Origin of the sequence: Paraburkholderia sp. NPDC080076, assembly GCF_050281145.1 — a bacterium.
GTDB lineage: Bacteria > Pseudomonadota > Gammaproteobacteria > Burkholderiales > Burkholderiaceae > Paraburkholderia.
The window spans coordinates 238,199-254,225 of the sequence record NZ_JBNNWQ010000004.1 but is presented as its reverse complement, the minus strand read 5'-3'; the positions used below and the strand labels follow the sequence as shown (position 1 = coordinate 254,225).

General features: G+C 63.8%; 14 protein-coding genes and 1 riboswitch. Of the genes, 6 read left to right on the top strand and 8 right to left on the bottom strand.

Translation table 11 applies throughout. From position 1 onward, the window contains the following. Positions 1 to 260 precede the first annotated feature (260 nt). The 5 genes from ACQKRQ_RS18170 to ACQKRQ_RS18150 form a co-directional block, all read right to left on the bottom strand. The gene (locus ACQKRQ_RS18170; protein WP_427478577.1) at positions 261 to 1,859 is read right to left on the bottom strand and encodes an L-lactate permease; all 1,599 of its coding nucleotides are present in this window, start codon (positions 1,857 to 1,859) and stop codon (positions 261 to 263) included. Positions 1,860 to 2,192: 333 nt separating this feature from the next. Beyond that, positions 2,193 to 2,687 (bottom strand): hypothetical protein, encoded by a 495-nt coding sequence (locus ACQKRQ_RS18165; protein WP_427478575.1) that lies wholly within the window; start codon positions 2,685 to 2,687, stop codon positions 2,193 to 2,195. Positions 2,688 to 2,948: 261 nt separating this feature from the next. Beyond that, positions 2,949 to 3,161 carry a glycine zipper 2TM domain-containing protein gene (locus tag ACQKRQ_RS18160; RefSeq protein ID WP_408180108.1) on the bottom strand — a complete coding sequence of 71 codons (213 nt, stop codon included), beginning with the start codon at positions 3,159 to 3,161 and terminating at the stop codon, positions 2,949 to 2,951. 255 nt (positions 3,162 to 3,416) lie between these two features. Further along, a complete protein-coding gene (gene thiC / locus ACQKRQ_RS18155; protein ID WP_132373762.1) occupies positions 3,417 to 5,348 on the bottom strand; it encodes a phosphomethylpyrimidine synthase ThiC in 1,932 nt (643 codons plus the stop codon). A 93-nt stretch (positions 5,349 to 5,441) separates the two neighbouring features. Next, positions 5,442 to 5,560: riboswitch (TPP riboswitch) on the bottom strand. A gap of 150 nt (positions 5,561 to 5,710) precedes the next feature. Continuing rightward, positions 5,711 to 6,121 carry a GreA/GreB family elongation factor gene (locus ACQKRQ_RS18150; protein ID WP_132373763.1) on the bottom strand — a complete coding sequence of 137 codons (411 nt, stop codon included), beginning with the start codon at positions 6,119 to 6,121 and terminating at the stop codon, positions 5,711 to 5,713. 435 nt (positions 6,122 to 6,556) lie between these two features. Here ACQKRQ_RS18150 and ACQKRQ_RS18145 point away from each other — a divergent pair, with 435 nt between their 5' ends. From ACQKRQ_RS18145 to ACQKRQ_RS18125, 5 genes are all read left to right on the top strand, one after another. Further along, positions 6,557 to 7,399, top strand: a complete 843-nt coding sequence (locus ACQKRQ_RS18145; protein WP_427478572.1) for a DUF1223 domain-containing protein — start codon at positions 6,557 to 6,559, stop codon at positions 7,397 to 7,399. A 30-nt stretch (positions 7,400 to 7,429) separates the two neighbouring features. Then, a complete protein-coding gene (locus ACQKRQ_RS18140) occupies positions 7,430 to 8,068 on the top strand; it encodes a cytochrome b/b6 domain-containing protein (protein WP_427478570.1) in 639 nt (212 codons plus the stop codon). Positions 8,069 to 8,108: 40 nt separating this feature from the next. Further along, a complete protein-coding gene (locus ACQKRQ_RS18135; protein WP_427478568.1) occupies positions 8,109 to 8,900 on the top strand; it encodes a molybdopterin-dependent oxidoreductase in 792 nt (263 codons plus the stop codon). A 118-nt stretch (positions 8,901 to 9,018) separates the two neighbouring features. Further along, positions 9,019 to 9,264, top strand: a complete 246-nt coding sequence (locus ACQKRQ_RS18130; RefSeq protein ID WP_408180113.1) for a pentapeptide MXKDX repeat protein — start codon at positions 9,019 to 9,021, stop codon at positions 9,262 to 9,264. A gap of 366 nt (positions 9,265 to 9,630) precedes the next feature. After that, positions 9,631 to 10,560, top strand: coding sequence for an EamA family transporter (locus ACQKRQ_RS18125; RefSeq protein ID WP_132373768.1), 930 nt, complete (start codon positions 9,631 to 9,633; stop codon positions 10,558 to 10,560). 27 nt (positions 10,561 to 10,587) lie between these two features. Here the strand turns inward: ACQKRQ_RS18125 and ACQKRQ_RS18120 are convergent, their stop codons facing one another. Next, positions 10,588 to 12,645: an FAD-dependent oxidoreductase gene (locus ACQKRQ_RS18120; protein ID WP_427478566.1), complete on the bottom strand. Its 2,058-nt coding sequence runs from the start codon at positions 12,643 to 12,645 to the stop codon at positions 10,588 to 10,590. A gap of 362 nt (positions 12,646 to 13,007) precedes the next feature. Here ACQKRQ_RS18120 and ACQKRQ_RS18115 point away from each other — a divergent pair, with 362 nt between their 5' ends. Beyond that, positions 13,008 to 13,802: a DUF4397 domain-containing protein gene (locus ACQKRQ_RS18115; protein ID WP_132373770.1), complete on the top strand. Its 795-nt coding sequence runs from the start codon at positions 13,008 to 13,010 to the stop codon at positions 13,800 to 13,802. 307 nt (positions 13,803 to 14,109) lie between these two features. On the opposite strand, the gene ACQKRQ_RS18110 is transcribed toward ACQKRQ_RS18115, so the two are convergent. Together ACQKRQ_RS18110 and ACQKRQ_RS18105 are read right to left on the bottom strand one after the other, a co-directional pair. Further along, positions 14,110 to 14,244, bottom strand: a complete 135-nt coding sequence (locus tag ACQKRQ_RS18110) for an entericidin A/B family lipoprotein (protein WP_091792786.1) — start codon at positions 14,242 to 14,244, stop codon at positions 14,110 to 14,112. A gap of 235 nt (positions 14,245 to 14,479) precedes the next feature. Beyond that, the gene (locus ACQKRQ_RS18105; protein ID WP_427478563.1) at positions 14,480 to 15,949 is read right to left on the bottom strand and encodes a sensor histidine kinase; all 1,470 of its coding nucleotides are present in this window, start codon (positions 15,947 to 15,949) and stop codon (positions 14,480 to 14,482) included. Positions 15,950 to 16,027 lie beyond the last annotated feature (78 nt).

Sequence of the window (16,027 nt, the reverse complement as noted above, 5' to 3'; positions counted from 1 at the left end):
TGGGCAAAACGAGCAATTCTCACGCTGATGTGAGAAATATTGCGATCAAGGCGGTGGGATGGGACGAAGCGCTAGGGAAAGATAGGGGCTCGAGCGAAGAAGCGTGAGTTATTTTGCGGCAGCGCATCAGCCGCAAATGGTCGGGATGGTCATCCTCGCATCCTTGAAGCGGCGCGCGCTAGTGAGCGCGCGGCCGCCGGTTGGCGAGAGTGCATCCTACCAGGCGGGTTGTGAGAGCTGAGCAACCCGCCCAACCCGCCTCAGTGCGGAATCATCCACTGCAAGAAATTCTGCTGCAGCCACACCAGCACACCAAGCAGTACCGTCAACAGAATCGAATGCTTGAAGGTTTTGGCGAACACCACGCCTTCCTTGCCTTTGAGTTCGGTGGTCGCCACCCCGGTCGAGATGTTCTGCGGCGAGATCATCTTGCCCATCACGCCGCCCGACGAGTTCGTCGCCGCCATCAGAATCGGGTTGAGATTCAACTGATTGGCCGCCACCACCTGCAGGTTGCCGAACAGCGCGTTGCCCGACGTGTCGCTGCCGGAGAGGAACACCGCGACCCAGCCGAGGAACGCCGACACCAGCGGAAAGAACGGTCCGACCGACGCGACGCCCAGCCCGAGCGTGTACGTAAGCCCCGAGTAGTTCATCAGATACGCGAGCCCGACGATGGTCGCCACCGTCAGGATGGCGATGCGCGTCTGCACCCACGTGTCGGCGATGGCCGCGCCGAACTCGCGCGGGCTCAGTTTGACCACGAACGCCGTGATGAGCGCGGCGACCAGAATGGCGGTGCCGGTGGCGAGCGGCTGGAAGTCCCACACCGCGCCGTACGGCGTGTTGTACAGCGTGATGAACACGGCCTTGTCGAGGCCGGGCCACGGCACCTTGACGTCGCCGATCAGGAAGATCCTCGCCACGGTCCAGACGATCACCACCACCGATACGATGATCCACGGATACCAGCCCTGGCCGCCGCCGATCTTGCCGCGCACTTCGCCCACACGGTCGATGTTGATCGCGAACTTCGGATCCGTCGCGGGCTTCCAGACGCGCAGGAAGGCGATCGTCAGAATGAGCGAGACCATCGACGACAGCACGTCGGTCAGGCTGTAGTTCACATAGTTGGACGCGACGAACTGCGTCAGCGCGAAGCTCGCGCCCGACACCAGCAGCACCGGCCACACCCGCAGCATGTTGCGAAAGCCCGCATAGACGCTGATCACATAGAAGGGCAGCAGGAAGGCGAAGAACGGCAACTGGCGGCCGACCATCTTGGCGAGCGAATCGGCCGGCAAATGCGTGACCGCGCCGAGCACGGTGATCGGCACGCCGAGCGCGCCGAACGCGACCGGCGCGGTATTGAAGATCAGCGTGAAGGTGAGCGCTTCGAGCGTCGGAAAGCCGAGCAGAATCAGCAGCGAACTGGTGATGGCGACCGGCGTGCCGAAGCCGGAAATCCCTTCGAGCAGCGCGCCGAACGAAAACCCGATCACCACCAGCACTACGCGCCGGTCGTTCGGCAGGTTGTCGATCATCCACATGCGAAAGGCCGCGAAGCGGCCCGAGCGCTGCGAGATGTTGTAAAGCAGGATCGCGGTGAACACGATCCACATGACCGGCCAGCAGGCGAACACCGCGCCGGCGACCACCGAATCGACCGCGAGTCCCACTGGAAATTGCCAGACAAGGATCGCCACGATCAGGCCGACGATCAACCCCGCGAGCGACGCCTGCCATGCCGGCCGGCGCGCCCAGCCAAGCAGAAGCAGCACGACGATGATCGGTAACGCCGCGACTAGAAACGATGGCAATAGCGAGTTGCCGACCGGAGTGAGTAGTTGGTGAAACATCACGTCTCCTTCGTTGTTGTTCGGACTCGACGCGGCACTACGCACTTCGGGACGCGTCGATCTGGCATGACGGATGGGCGTCCGCGGCACGTGGGAGCGGCCGGGATCGCTTATTTAAACAGGTACTGCGTGCGGCCTACCAAGCATAGAACCCAGTCGGGCCGCGTCAAGAAGGGAAACTACGGGCGATGCGGATGGGCGCTGGGAGCGCGTCTTGCGCGGGTTGGGCGGCGCGGCACGCACTGCGCGATGCCGTGCAGGCACCGCACGGCCGGAATCTGCCGTGCGAGCGCACCGAGTGAAGATCAGGAACCTGGACTGCGCCGGCGGGCGTCAATGCCAATGGCCGTGACCGCCCCATCCACCGTGGCCGCAACAGTAGCCACCGAAGCCGAAGCCGATCGAGACCGATGGTCCATACCAGCCCGGATAGCCGTAATAAGCGGGATAGACCGGCGGCGGGTAGTAGGCGGGATAGGGCGGCGCCACATAAACGGGCGGGGCGGCAACCGCGTAAGTCGGGGGCGGGCCTTGCTGGCCCGTCTGCGCCTGTTGTTGCTGCTGTTGTTGCTGTTGTTGCGCGGCGGAGGAATCGTCTTGCCCGACCGGCACCGCCTGCTGGGTACCGGCCGCGGGCACCGTGGCGTAGTATGGATAAGCGCCGCCCGGATAGTAACCGTACGGGTAATAGCAACCGGACAAGGTGAGTACACAGACCGCGCCACCGAGCGCCATGCCTGTTTGCGAAAGACGCGGGAGAGACCTGGAAAAGCGCAGCGGCAACCGCTGGCCGATCGCGCACACCGTATTGATGAGGCGGGACTTCATGACGCGCTCCTGGTTGAATCGAACGCCGCCATTAGGGGCGTCACGGCACCAGCTTACGCCGTCGCCGCGCCCAGAGGATTGCAAAACCGTAACGGCTTATTTCACCTCATTGCAGCGCGCTTCGCGATTCGAAGCGAGGGCGCGTCACTAGGGGCGTCACTAGTGTTATCCGAGAGCGGCTGCGCGAGTTATTCGTGCGCCGGGCGTCGCACAACTCACGCTTGCCTCATACATAAATAGCGCGATGACCCGCCGTACCCCTTACTTGCCCACCTCGTGTCCGATGACACCACCCGCTGCCGCGCCACCAATCGTCGAGAGCGCATTGCCGCCGATCGCCGCGCCCGCGGCGCCACCCAAGCCCGCGCCGATTGCCGTGTCGCGCCCCTGACGGCTCATGCCTTCGCATGCGGAAAGGCTCACCACGACTGCCACGATGGCCGCAAACGTACCGATTTGACGTATCGATTTCATGATGTCGACTCCAGTAGTTATGGTTGGAAGTAAACCCGTCCTTGCATTTGATGTTATCGCCGCATCCCGTATCCGGATGTATGCGCTTGTCAGCGAACCGACGGTTTCGTAATCAAATGTTTCCCTCCGTCTAGCATGCGGCGTGCCCGGACGCCATAGACGCAAAAGCCCGCCAGTGGCGGGCTTCGATGCTGCGACGCAGTGGTCTGGCGGATCGAGTGGCGTAACAACGACGCTCGATCCGCGCCCCGAACCTTACTGCCGCTGATAAATCTCAGCGCCTTTCTTCATGAACTCGATCGACTTCACTTCCATGCCTTTCTTCAGCGCTTCGTCGTCGGTGACGCCTTGTTGCGCGGCGAACTCGCGCACGTCCTGGGTGATCTTCATCGAGCAGAAGTGCGGGCCGCACATCGAGCAGAAATGCGCGACCTTGGCCGAGTCCTTCGGCAGCGTTTCGTCGTGGAATTCGCGCGCCTTGTCCGGATCGAGACCGAGGTTGAACTGGTCTTCCCAACGGAATTCGAAGCGCGCCTTGGAGAGCGCGTTGTCACGCACCTGCGCGCCCGGATGGCCCTTCGCCAGATCGGCGGCGTGCGCGGCGAGCTTGTAGGTGATGATGCCGGTCTTGACGTCGTCCTTGTTCGGCAGCCCGAGGTGTTCCTTCGGCGTGACGTAGCAGAGCATGGCCGTGCCGAACCAGCCGATCATCGCCGCGCCGATGCCTGACGTGATGTGGTCGTAGCCCGGCGCGATGTCGGTCGTCAACGGTCCGAGCGTGTAGAACGGCGCTTCGTCGCACCATTCCAGCTGCAGGTCCATGTTCTCCTTGATGAGCTGCATCGGCACGTGACCGGGGCCTTCGATCATGGTCTGCACGTCGTGCTTCCACGCGATCTGCGTGAGTTCGCCGAGCGTCTTCAATTCGCCGAGCTGCGCTTCGTCGTTGGCGTCGTAGATCGAGCCGGGACGCAGGCCGTCGCCGAGCGAGAAGGCCACGTCATAGGCCTTCATGATTTCGCAGATGTCTTCGAAGTGCTCGTACAGGAAGCTTTCCTTGTGGTGAGCGAGGCACCACTTCGCCATGATCGAGCCGCCGCGCGAGACGATGCCCGTCATACGCCTGGCCGTGAGCGGCACGTATTGCAGACGCACGCCCGCGTGAATCGTGAAGTAGTCGACGCCTTGCTCGGCCTGTTCGATCAGCGTGTCGCGGAAGATTTCCCACGTCAGGTCTTCGGCCTTGCCGTTGACCTTTTCGAGCGCCTGATAGATCGGCACCGTGCCGATCGGCACCGGCGAATTGCGGATGATCCACTCGCGCGTTTCGTGGATGTGCTTGCCGGTCGACAGATCCATCACCGTGTCGCCGCCCCAGCGGATCGCCCACGTCATCTTGTCGACTTCCTCGCCGATCGAGGACGTCACCGCCGAGTTGCCGATGTTGGCATTCACCTTCACGAGGAAGTTGCGGCCGATGATCATCGGCTCGCTTTCCGGGTGATTGATGTTGTTCGGGATGATCGCGCGGCCGCGCGCCACTTCCTCGCGCACGAATTCCGGCGTGATCGCCGTGAGGCCGTTCGGACCGAACGCGCTCGCGCCGAATGCCTGGCCCGGATGTTGGCGGCCCATCATCGCCGCCAGCTTTTCGCCGTTCGGGCCACTCGTCTTGAGGCTCTCCAGATACTCGGCGCGGCGCTGGTTCTCGCGAATCGCGATGTATTCCATTTCCGGCGTGATGATGCCTTGACGCGCGTAGTGCATCTGCGACACGTTCTTGCCGGCGATCGCGCGGCGCGGCGTACGGTGCAGGCCTTGGAAGCGCAGATCGGCGGTGGCCGTGTCGGCGGCGCGTTCGCGGCTGAAGTCGCTCGACAGACCCGTCAGCGCTTCGGTGTCGCCGCGTTCTTCGATCCAGGCCTGGCGCAGTGCGGGCAGACCGGCCCGAATGTCGATTTTGGCTTCCGGATCCGAGTAGGGGCCCGACGTATCGTAGACATAGACCGGCGGATTCTTTTCGCCACCGAAGCTGTCGGGCGTGTCGGCCTGCGAGATCTCGCGCATCGGCACGCGGATATCGGCGCGCGAGCCAGTCACGTAGACCTTGCGGGAATTCGGCAGCGGCGCGACAGCGGCTTCATCGACGTGGGCGTCGGCGGAAAGGAACTTCGGATTGGCGTTCATCTGTATCTCCTATGCAAAGCTATGTGGGGCCGCTAAGCAGGAGACGAGACGGAAGTAGTCGGAATTCGCGAGAGATGAGGCGATAGAGCCAAGGTGCGAAATCCGTACGCTTCCCTGCGCTGGCATTATCCAGATCAGGTTCAAAGGGTATTTCTCACCCACGCAGCACGGACCTCCAACCTCCGTGCGACGCAGGACCCCCGCGTTAGCAGCGCACACGATACACCGGCCGCCCGCTGCTTGGCAACCCATCTTGAAAAGTCGGATGATGGATATAACAGCGGGCCGCCACGCACTTTTCTTGAATTGACGGGCAGCCGGAGATGCTGCGGCAAAAATTTTGCGTTGCGCGCGAGCGTTGCTTACAGCGTGAAATCGTCGGCGGCTTCGGGTTGAAACAGGATCTTTTCCAGCTTCAGCACTTTCTCAGTGCCGCTTGGCGGCGTGAAGCGAATGCGCTCGCCGCGTTTGGCGCCGAGCAAGGCGAGGCCGGCGGGAGAGAACACATTCAGGCGGCCGTGCGAGAAGTCCGCATTGGGCGGATAAACCACGGTCCAGGTCATGTGCTCGCCGCTGGTTTCGTCGACCAGCGTGGCTTGCGAATTCATCGTGACGACGTTGGCCGGTATCTCGCGCGACTCGACGATCACGGCGCGTTCCAGCACGTCGTCGAGCATGTCTTGCAAACGCGTGTCCGCGCCGGGCGCGGCGGCGTGTTTCTCGAGACGGGCGACGTCGAGTTCGGTGAGGTAACAGGTTTTCGTCTTTTTCACGAGGGGTACTCCAATTCGATCTGCATTTGAGGGGACAGCGTGCGGATGAGATCGGCCCGGAGCCCGACAACGCGGCCCAGGCAATGGAGCGAGCAGCGTTAGATCGGGCGCCGGGCGGCGTGGAGCGGGAGCGTTCGGGACGGCTCACCGGCGCGACGCGGCATGAGTTCCGCGCGCGCGCAACCGGTTGCGCGACGGGGGCGCAAGCGGAAGAAGGCACGGGAAGTCGGAAAGCGCATCGAGGTAGCCGGCAGGTAGCGAAAGAGAGTGAAGAGGGCGCCGCCATCAATCTGAATGGGCGCGATCGAAAGCTCAATGTTAGCACGGGGTCGTGCGTCCCCCGACTCGGTCGAGTTTCAAGAAAAAAGTTGGCAACGGACTGTCATAACCGGCCGTGCGATTCGACAAACGTGCGGATCCTGATCGGAGCACGTCATGCAAACCGCCGCACCCCGCCGAGACTGTCGGCGCTTCACCCGAATCATCGCGCTCGGCCTCGCGCTGACCATGCTCGCGGCCAGCGGCCTCGCGACCGCGGCCGGCGCCATCTGCAGCGCGCATAGCCCGGCGCATCGCGTGGCGCTGGTCGAGCTGTACAGCAGCGAAGGCTGCAACAGCTGCCCACCCGCCGATAACTGGCTGAGCCAATGGAAGAATAGCGGCGCGGCGCAAAGCATCGTACCGTTGGCGCTGCATGTGGACTATTGGAACAGCCTCGGCTGGACTGACCGCTTCTCGCAACATCGCTTTACTGAACGTCAGCAAACGCTCACCGATCTGGCCGGCGGCCACACCATCTACACGCCGGAAATCTTTGTCTCCGGACGCGAATTGCGCAGCTGGTCGCAACGCGACAGTTTTCAGAGCCGCGTCGGCAAGGTCGTCGCCGAGCCGGCGCAAGCGAATGTCGCGCTGGAGCTCAAAGGGCAGGCGCCGGGCGCGTTCAATGTCGCGGCGCAATTCACCAGCAAGGCAGCGGACACAGCGGGCCAACTGGACGCCTACCTGGCCGTTTATGAAAACTCGCTGAGCTCGCAAGTGGGCGCCGGCGAAAACAGCGGCGCCACCTTGCATCACGAACGAGTCGTGCGGCAATGGATCGGCCCGGTGCCTCTGGTCGCGGGCAGCGCACAGATCCGCCGCGATATCCGCATCCAGGACACCGCCGCGGATGCCAGCGTCAACGCGCCCGCCGACCGGTTCGGTGTGGTCGCTTTCGTCGAAAACGCGGCGACCGGCGAGGTCCTGCAGGTGGCCGAACTGGCCGCGTGCCCTTGATCGCCGCCTCTGCGCACACAGGAGATTCTCATGGCAACTCATCATGCTCTTCGCGACAGCGCGCCGCCGGCCAAGCCGGAAAGCAGTGCGATCCATCCACTGTGGGTGCGTCTCACGCATTGGCTCAACGCGCTCGCGGCCATCGTAATGATGCTCTCGGGCTGGCGCATCTACGACGCCTCGCCGATCTTCCCCGCGTTCCGTTTTCCTACCGGCATCACGCTCGGCGGCTGGCTCGGCGGCGCGCTGCAATGGCATTTCGCGGCGATGTGGCTGCTGGTCTTCAACGGCTTGCTGTATCTCGCGTTGAACCTTGCAAGCGGGCGCTTCGTGCGCAAGTTCCTGCCGGTGTCGCCGCGCGCCGTGCTGCACGATTTCATCGCCGCGTTGACCGGCAAGCTGTCGCACGCCGACCTACGCGTCTACAACGCGGTGCAGAGATTCGCCTACCTGTTCGTGGTCTGCGATCTGATCGTGCTGGTGCTCTCGGGTCTCGCGATCTGGAAGTCGGTGCAGTTTCCGCTGCTGCGTGAACTGATGGGCGGCTACGACAACGCGCGCATCGTCCATTTCTGCGCGATGTCGCTGATGGCCGCGTTCATCGCCGTGCATCTGGTGATGGTGGCGCTCGTGCCACGCTCGCTGCTCGCCATGTTGCGCGGACGCTGAGCCATTTATCCGCGTAAGCGAACGTTACGGATACCGAATCATGAACAAACCCGCTCGAAACCCCACTCGCTCCATTAGCCCGAAACTTGACCGCGAATCGATCCTGATCGACGCCCGCCGCGAACTCGCGATGCCGTCGCGGCGCCTGTTCGGCAAACGGCTTCTGACGCTCGGCGGCCTGTCGATGCTGACCGGCTGCTCGCTCACCGACGACGACTCGGTCAACAAGTTTCTCACCGCCGTCTCACGCCTGAACGACCGCGCGCAGGCCGCGCTGTTCGATCCGAAGCAACTCGCGCCGACCTACACCGAAGCGCAGATCACGCGGCCGTTTCCGTTCAACGCGTTCTACGGCATCGACGACGTGCCCGAGGTGAACGGCGCCGATTACCGGCTGAAGATCAGCGGACTCGTGACCGGCCAGCGCGTCTGGTCCTTGCCCGAGCTGTACGCGCTGCCGCACGCCGAGCAGATCACGCGGCATATCTGCGTGGAAGGGTGGAGCGCGATCGGCCGCTGGGGCGGCACGCCGTTCAGCGACTTTCTGCGGCGCATCGGCGCGGACACCAGCGCGAAGTACGTCGGCTTCAAATGCGCCGACGACTACTACGAAAGCATCGACATGCCGACCGCCCTGCATCCGCAGACGCTGCTCACGTTTTCGTACGACGGTGAGCGTCTGCCCGCGAAATACGGCTTCCCGATGAAGCTGCGCATGCCGACCAAGCTCGGCTACAAGAACCCGAAGCACATCGTCGAGATGTTCGTCACTAATACGTACCCTGGCGGCTATTGGGTCGACCAGGGCTACAACTGGTTCGGAGGCTCTTGACGCGCGCGGGTCGGCGCCGCTGAAACGGCTGCGCGACCCCAGGCGGCAGAAGCTTCGGAAATACGCCGGCTAGTGCTCTGGCCGGTTCTGATTCATCCACAACACTCGGAGTCATCTCATGAAAAAGTTTGCAATCGCAGCACTCGCCGTCGCTCTCCTGACCAGCGGCGGCGCCGCATTCGCCCAGGCAAGCGGCGCCATGTCCAACGATGCGATGTCGAAGGACACCATGTCGAAAGATTCCATGTCCAAAGACAGCATGTCGAAGGACGGCATGAAGAAGAACACGATGAAGCACGACAAGATGAAAAAGGGCGACGCGATGGGCATGAAGCACGAAGCGTCGGGCGCGATGGCCAACTGAGCCGTCCTGATAATGCGAGCTGCATAGCTCGAACGCGCCGTTGGCCTGCGCGACAGAAAAGCCGGGGCACGTCCCCGGCTTTTTGTTGCAAGCACGCCAAAAAGTTACGATTCTTTCAAGCGACGCCGTGGGCGCTTACTGCATAATGCGATGCGCGCCGACCATTCGGCGCGTGTTCGCCGTGGCTCGATTTCTACCGATCGCCGCGGCGTTGTGGCCCCATTGGCCATCTATCGTCCTTCCGTTCCACCGACATGCCCGCCAGCCTCGCCCGTCAGACCGCATCGCCGATGCGGTGTCCGCCATCCCGCAGCAGGGTCTTCAGCGGGAGCGCAGCACCTCGAGCGGCATGGGCGGGTTGAACGCATGTCGCTGCAACTCCCCAATCTTTTTTCGCGTGGTTTCCCGATCCGTTTGCCGCAGTCGCGCAACGGGCAGATCGCGCTCGCGCTCGCCGTCGTCTATCTCGTATGGGGTTCGACGTATCTCGCCGTGCACGTCGCGCTGGGTTCGTTTCCACCGCTGCTGCTCTCGGGGCTGCGCAATCTGTTCGCCGGCATAGGGCTGTTCGTGTTCGCGGCGCGCCGCAAGCCGGTCTGGCCGAGCGCCGCCGAGATCCGCAATGCCGGCCTCGTCGGCACCATGCTGGTCGGTTTGTCGAGCGGCATGCTCGCCTATGGGATGCGCACCGTCGGCACCGGCACCGCGGCGGTCATGGTCGCGACCGTGCCGTTGTTCGCGACGGTGATTGCGGCGGTGGCGGGGCGCAAGATCGGCCGCGGCGAGTGGTTCGCGGTCGGCCTCGGTCTGGTCGGCATTGCGATTCTCAGCCACGGCGACAGCGCGCCCGGCTCGGCGGGCGGCAGTCTGGCGATTCTGTGCGGCGCACTTTTCTGGGCGGGCGGCGCGCATCTGGCCGGGCGTCTGAAGCTGCCTTCGGACCTGTTTCTCTCGACGTCGCTGCAAATCGGGCTGGGCGGCGCGATGTCGACGCTGGTCGCGTGGGTCTCGGGCGAGCGGATGCTCGAGGTGCATTTCCTGCCGGTGCTGGCGTTCATCTACCTGATGCTGATCGGGACGATGGCCGCCTACGTCGCGTACGGTTTTCTGATCCGGCACACCAGCCCGATCATCGCCAGCAGCTGCATGTACGTGAATCCGGTGGTGGCCGTGGCGCTCGGCGCGCTGTTGCTCGGCGAGCCGGTGACTCACTCCACGGTGATCGCGACCATTGTGATTCTGACGAGCGTGGGGCTGTCTTTCTGGCTCGATTACCGGAAGAAGGGACTCGCCTGAGTTTCGCTTGAAGCGGGCGACGGCCTGTTACAGCGCCGCCGCCACTTCCGCGCCTTCGCGAATCGCGCGCTTTGCGTCCAGTTCGGTCGCGACCTTCGCACCGCCGATCACGTGATAGCGCGGACCGTTACCCTGATCCGCCTTTCTCACCTTCGCGTCCGCTGCCGTCTGCGGATGCAGATCGCGCAGCGATTCCTGGCCCGCGCACACGACGATCGTGTCCACTTCCAGCCATTGCTCGACGCCTTCACGCGCGATTTTCAAGCCGCGCGCGCTGATCTCCCGATACGACACACCGTCGAGCATCTTCACACCGTTTCTCGCCAACGTCGCGCGATGCACCCAGCCGGATGTCTTGCCGAGTCCCATGCCAAGCTTGCCGGCCTTGCGCTGCAACAGCCAGATTTGCCGCGGCGGCTGGGCCGGCGCGGGCGGCTTGAGGCCGCCGCGTTCCCGCACGGCCAGATCGACACCCCATTCGTCGAGCCACGCGTCACGGGGCATCGGCAGCGGCTCGCCCGCGCGATGCAGCAGAAACTCGCTGACGTCGAAGCCGATGCCGCCCGCGCCGATCACGGCGACGCGCTGGCCGACCGGCGCGCCGCGCAGCACGTCGACATAAGACAGCACGTTGGGTCCGTCGATGCCGGCAATCGCCGGCCGCCGCGGCACGATGCCGGTGGCGATGATCACGTCGTCGTAAGCGCCGGCGGCGAGCAGCGCGGGATCCACGCGCGTATCGAGCCGCACGTCGACGCGGTGTCGCTGCAACTGGCTCTGAAAATAGCGGATCGTCTCGCTGAACTCTTCCTTGCCCGGCACGCGCATCGCCAGATTGAACTGGCCGCCGATCGTTGCGCTCGCATCGAACAGTGTCACGCGATGCCCACGCGCGGCGGCCACCGTCGCTGCGGACAATCCCGCCGGACCCGCGCCGACGACCGCGATCGAACGCGCGGCCCGCGTTCCGGCGACCGGCCGGTAGATCAGTTCGGTTTCGCGCCCCGCGCGCGGATTGACGAGGCACGTCGCGCGCTGGTTCTTGAACGTGTGATCGAGACAGGCCTGATTACAGGCGATGCAGGTATTGATTCCATGCGTGCGTCCCTCGGCGGTCTTCACGACGAACTCGGGATCGGCCAAGAGCGGCCGCGCCATCGATACCAGATCGCCGGCGCCCTGTGCGAGCAGTGCTTCGGCGACGTCGGGCGTATTGATGCGGTTCGACACGATCACCGGTACCTTGACCGCGGCCTTCAATCGCGCGCTCAGCGCAGCAAAAGCGGCGCGCGGCACCGAGGTCACGATTGTCGGCACCCGCGCTTCGTGCCAGCCGATGCCGGTGTTGAACATCGTCACGCCGGCGGCTTCCAGCGCCTGGGCGACCTGTACGGTTTCGTCCCACGTATTGCCGCCTTCCACCAGATCGATCAGCGAGAGCCGGTACACGACGATAAAGCGTTCGCCGCACACCGCGCGCACCCGCTCGACGATCTCGCGCGCGAGCCGCATCCGGTTTTCGATGCTGCCGCCGTAGGCGTCGGTGCGCCGATTGGTGCGCGGGCAGAGGAACTGGTTGAGCAGATAGCCTTCGCTGCCCATGATCTCGATGCCGTCATAGCCCGCGCGTTGAGCGAGGCGCGCGCAGCGCGCGTAGTCGCGCACGGTCTTCGCAATGCCGGCGATGCTCAGCGCGCGCGGCTTGAACTTCGAGATCGGCGATTTGATCGCGGACGCGGATACGACGAACGGTTGATAGCCATACCGGCCCGCATGCAGGATCTGTAGCGCGATCTTGCCGCCTTCGGCATGCACGGCCTCGGTCAACTTCCGGTGATTGCGCAAATCGAGCACGGAATTCAGCGTGCCACCGAACGGCAACAGCCAACCCTCGCGATTCGGCGAGATGCCACCGGTGACGATCAGACCGACGCCGCCCTTCGCGCGCTCGCGGAAATACGCGGCCAGCTTCGGGTAATTCCAGAAGCGGTCCTCCATGCCGGTGTGCATCGAACCCATCACCACGCGGTTGCGCAAGCGAGTGAAGCCGAGGTCGAGTTCGGCGAGTAAATGTTGGTAAGACATGCGGAGGACCATGTAAGTATTGGGCGCGCACGAACAATACACCGCCGGGCGTGCCATCCCTCCGAGGAAAAATTCTAATCCTCGCAACTCGTTGCTCCGTAAGACATTCTTCAGCCGCCACCAGCCATATCGAAGCCCGCGGCACACGCATTGCTCAAAGCGAACGTCCATCGACACGGACCGCGCCGTTCGGAAAAGTGGCGCGATGTGCAGCAGGGATAGGAGGGGGTGCTCATTTCGCAGAGCTGGCCTGAACCGTTCGTATGACCAACGAACAAGGTGCCGGACGGCGTGTTGTGCGAAGCGGGACGTCCACAAAATCAATGGGCCGCGAGCCCGACAAATCAATAAAGGTGAACATAATGAAACTGATCCGAACCATGGTGGCGATGGCTGCCGTTGCATCCGTTCTGAGCGCGTGCGGTGGCGGTTCTGACGACGTAGGCAAGGAGCTCGGGCTGACCAATCCGGAGATCCATTTCATCCATGCGATTCCCAGCGGCCCGGCAGTCGACTTTCTCGTGAACGGCACTGCGCCCTCGGGACAGACGAACATCAGCTATAAAGGTGTGACGAACCTCACCAATATCAACACGGGCGCGACCACGGTCGCTTACTCGGCGACCGGCACGACGACCGCGCTCGCGAGCGGCAGCTTCCCGGATGTCGCGAAGGGCCACGAATATACCGTGCTCGCATTGCCGGGTTTGGCTGCGCCGGACATCGGCCTGATCGACGATCCGTTCGACAAGGGTCTGCTCTCGAATAGCGCGCGTCTGCGCGGCTTCAACGCGTCGGCGAACGCGACCAACCTCGACCTGTATCTGGTCCAGTCCACTTCCACCGACATCGCCAACGTCTCGCCGACGATGGCCGGTGTGGCCTTCAAGAACGCGGTGCCGGCGAGCGGCCAGGATTCGATCTACGTGTCCGGCGGCACCTACGTGCTGATCGCGACCGCGGCGGGCAGCAAGACGCCGATCTTCCAGTCGCCGGCCTTCACGTTGTCGAACAATGCCGACTGGCTGGTGACGTCGGTGCCGATCGCCGGTGCGCTGAGCCAGCTCGTGCCGGGTCAGATCCATCTGCTGGTCGCGCAGAACGGCAACACGCAAACGCCGAGCGTCGAATTGACGAATACGCTGAACGGGCAATAAGGGCTGACGGAAGCGCGAACAGCGGCGCGAACAGCGGCGCTAACAAAAGCGCACTCAATAGGCGGCCAGTCCTGGGGAGGACGGGGCGGCGATCCACGCGAGTGGGTCGCCGTTTTGTTTGCGGCTTTGGCTATCAACCGTAGCTCAGACAAAGACCCGCGGCTTCAGCAAACACCCGCGAGGAAACCACAAAGAAACACCAAAGCAAGTGCACAAAAAAACCCGCCACGGTTTCCCGCGACGGGCTCTCACAATCCTGCAATCCAGGCGCAGCAAAGCGTCCGGCGTCTGCCTGGTTTTACGCTGCTTACTTGGCCTTTTCAGCCGAGTTCGTGATGGCGTCGCCACCCTTCGAAATATCCTGCCCAGCCCCCGCCATCGTGTTGCAACCGGCGAGCGCAGCTGTCCCTGCAATGAGAAGCAAAGCGATCAGTCGATTCATGAAAGTTCTCCTTGTCGAGAATGCATTGGTTGACGTGCCCATGTTGTACGGCACGCGCCAGCTGAGCTAGCTGTCGTCCGACCGGGGCTTACGCCAGTCGATCCGGTCTGATTGCATGGTAAAAAAAGGGCGGGGGCGGCGCTGTCGGCTGGGCTGCGATTTTCTTGTAGGCGTGCTCCGGTGTTTGCGTCGGCGCACTCCTACAACCCTGCCGGCAGCGCGCCGCAAGGCCTTCCTAGACGGAGGTTCGCGAAGGCGTCGCTGGCGGCAGATCGATCGAGGGCGTCGCGGTGCTGACGCTCGGCATCTCCACGTGGATGTCGGTGCCGTTCGGCACGCCGCGCCGGATATCGAAGCGCCCACCATGCGCGGCGACCCGCTGGCGCATGCCCAGCAGCCCGTGCGTGTGCGTGCGCTTCAGATCGGCCGGCATGATGCCGACGCCGTTATCGGCGATATGCAGCGCCACCTGGCCGTCGCCGACCTGCAAGGCGATCGATACCTTCGATGCTCGCGCGTACTTGGCGGCGTTGGTGAGCGACTCCTGCGCGACGCGGAACAGCGCGATTTCCGTTTGCTCGTCGAGCTTGATGTCGTCGGCGGGCAGGTGCAGTTCGAGCGTCCAGTTGTTGCGCTGCGCGGCTTCGTCGGCGAGCGTGCGCAAGGCGGTGACGAGCCCGAAGTTGGCCAGCACCGTAGGCCGCATGTCTTCAATGATGCGGCGCTTGAGCGCAATGCCCTGGTCGAGATTGGCGAGTGCCCGCTTGAGTTTCTCGGAGATGTCCGGCTCGCTGTCCTTCAGCTTGCGGTTGGCCCACGCCACGTCCATTTTGCTGGCCGTCAGAATCGCACCGAGTTCGTCGTGCAGCTCGCGCGCGAGCTGGGTCTTCTCGTTTTCGCTGACCGCCTGCAAGTGCCAGCCGAGCGCTTCGAGCTGCCGGGTGCGTTCGTTGACGAGCTGGTCGAGGCCTTCCTGTTGTGTGATCAATTGACGCTGCACGCGTGCCTGACGATCGATCTGAATGCCGAGATTGCGAAACAGCAGAATGAACAGCACGATGTTCAGCGCCGAGAGACCCGCTGCGCACAGCGTGGAGATGCGCTGATCGCCACGGCTCGCGGCCAGCGCGTGTTGCGCGCGGCGTTCCTCGTTGTCGCGCAGCAGCGAGAGCGTGCTGTCCACCAGCGACGCGTCGGCCGGACTGGCCTCGCTCGCGCTGCCACAGGCGGACAGATCGAGCGGATGCGGCGCCGCACGCTGCAGCGCGGACGCGCCCGCGCCGATACGCGCCTCGATCAGTCCAAGAATCTGCGTGAAGCTGGCGAGCTCGGCGCTGTCGGCTTTGCCGCCGCGGTAGAAGCGGTTCAACTGCTGTTCGCTCTGGCGGATGCGCACGGCGGTCGCACAGAACTCGTGCGCGGCGGCGTCCTGCTTCGTCAGAAGAAAATCGCTTTGCTGGGCGCTCAGGCGCGATAACTGGCTTGCGAGCGCGCTCAGTTGCACGGTGACGTCGCGCGCTTCGAGCGCGGTCTCGTACTCGGCGGCAATGCGCTGGCGCGCGGTCTCGAGAATCACGAGGCCGCCCACGGTAATCACGATCGCCACCGTCATGGCGATCGCCCAGCTGCGATTGCGCATCCAGTCGCCCAGCCGGGCGGCGGCCCCAGGATTGCCCGCGTCCGGCACGTTCTGCACATTTGGCACATTCGGCTCCTCTGATGGGGCATCAGTGTAACGTCCGCCGCGTTCGGCGACGGTGCCGCTCTCGCGCGGCCGTCGCGG

Excerpts from the sequence above, each read along its gene's own strand:
- ACQKRQ_RS18125 (WP_132373768.1), top strand. The coding sequence starts at position 9,631 with ATGTCGCTGCAACTCCCCAATCTTTTTTCGCGTGGTTTCCCGATCCGT.
- ACQKRQ_RS18165 (WP_427478575.1), bottom strand. The coding sequence starts at position 2,687 with ATGAAGTCCCGCCTCATCAATACGGTGTGCGCGATCGGCCAGCGGTTG.
- ACQKRQ_RS18115 (WP_132373770.1), top strand. The coding sequence starts at position 13,008 with ATGAAACTGATCCGAACCATGGTGGCGATGGCTGCCGTTGCATCCGTT.
- thiC (WP_132373762.1), bottom strand. The coding sequence starts at position 5,348 with ATGAACGCCAATCCGAAGTTCCTTTCCGCCGACGCCCACGTCGATGAA.
- ACQKRQ_RS18145 (WP_427478572.1), top strand. The coding sequence starts at position 6,557 with ATGCAAACCGCCGCACCCCGCCGAGACTGTCGGCGCTTCACCCGAATC.
- ACQKRQ_RS18170 (WP_427478577.1), bottom strand. The coding sequence starts at position 1,859 with ATGTTTCACCAACTACTCACTCCGGTCGGCAACTCGCTATTGCCATCG.
- ACQKRQ_RS18120 (WP_427478566.1), bottom strand. The coding sequence starts at position 12,645 with ATGTCTTACCAACATTTACTCGCCGAACTCGACCTCGGCTTCACTCGC.
- ACQKRQ_RS18130 (WP_408180113.1), top strand. The coding sequence starts at position 9,019 with ATGAAAAAGTTTGCAATCGCAGCACTCGCCGTCGCTCTCCTGACCAGC.
- ACQKRQ_RS18160 (WP_408180108.1), bottom strand. The coding sequence starts at position 3,161 with ATGAAATCGATACGTCAAATCGGTACGTTTGCGGCCATCGTGGCAGTC.
- ACQKRQ_RS18135 (WP_427478568.1), top strand. The coding sequence starts at position 8,109 with ATGAACAAACCCGCTCGAAACCCCACTCGCTCCATTAGCCCGAAACTT.
- ACQKRQ_RS18140 (WP_427478570.1), top strand. The coding sequence starts at position 7,430 with ATGGCAACTCATCATGCTCTTCGCGACAGCGCGCCGCCGGCCAAGCCG.
- ACQKRQ_RS18110 (WP_091792786.1), bottom strand. The coding sequence starts at position 14,244 with ATGAATCGACTGATCGCTTTGCTTCTCATTGCAGGGACAGCTGCGCTC.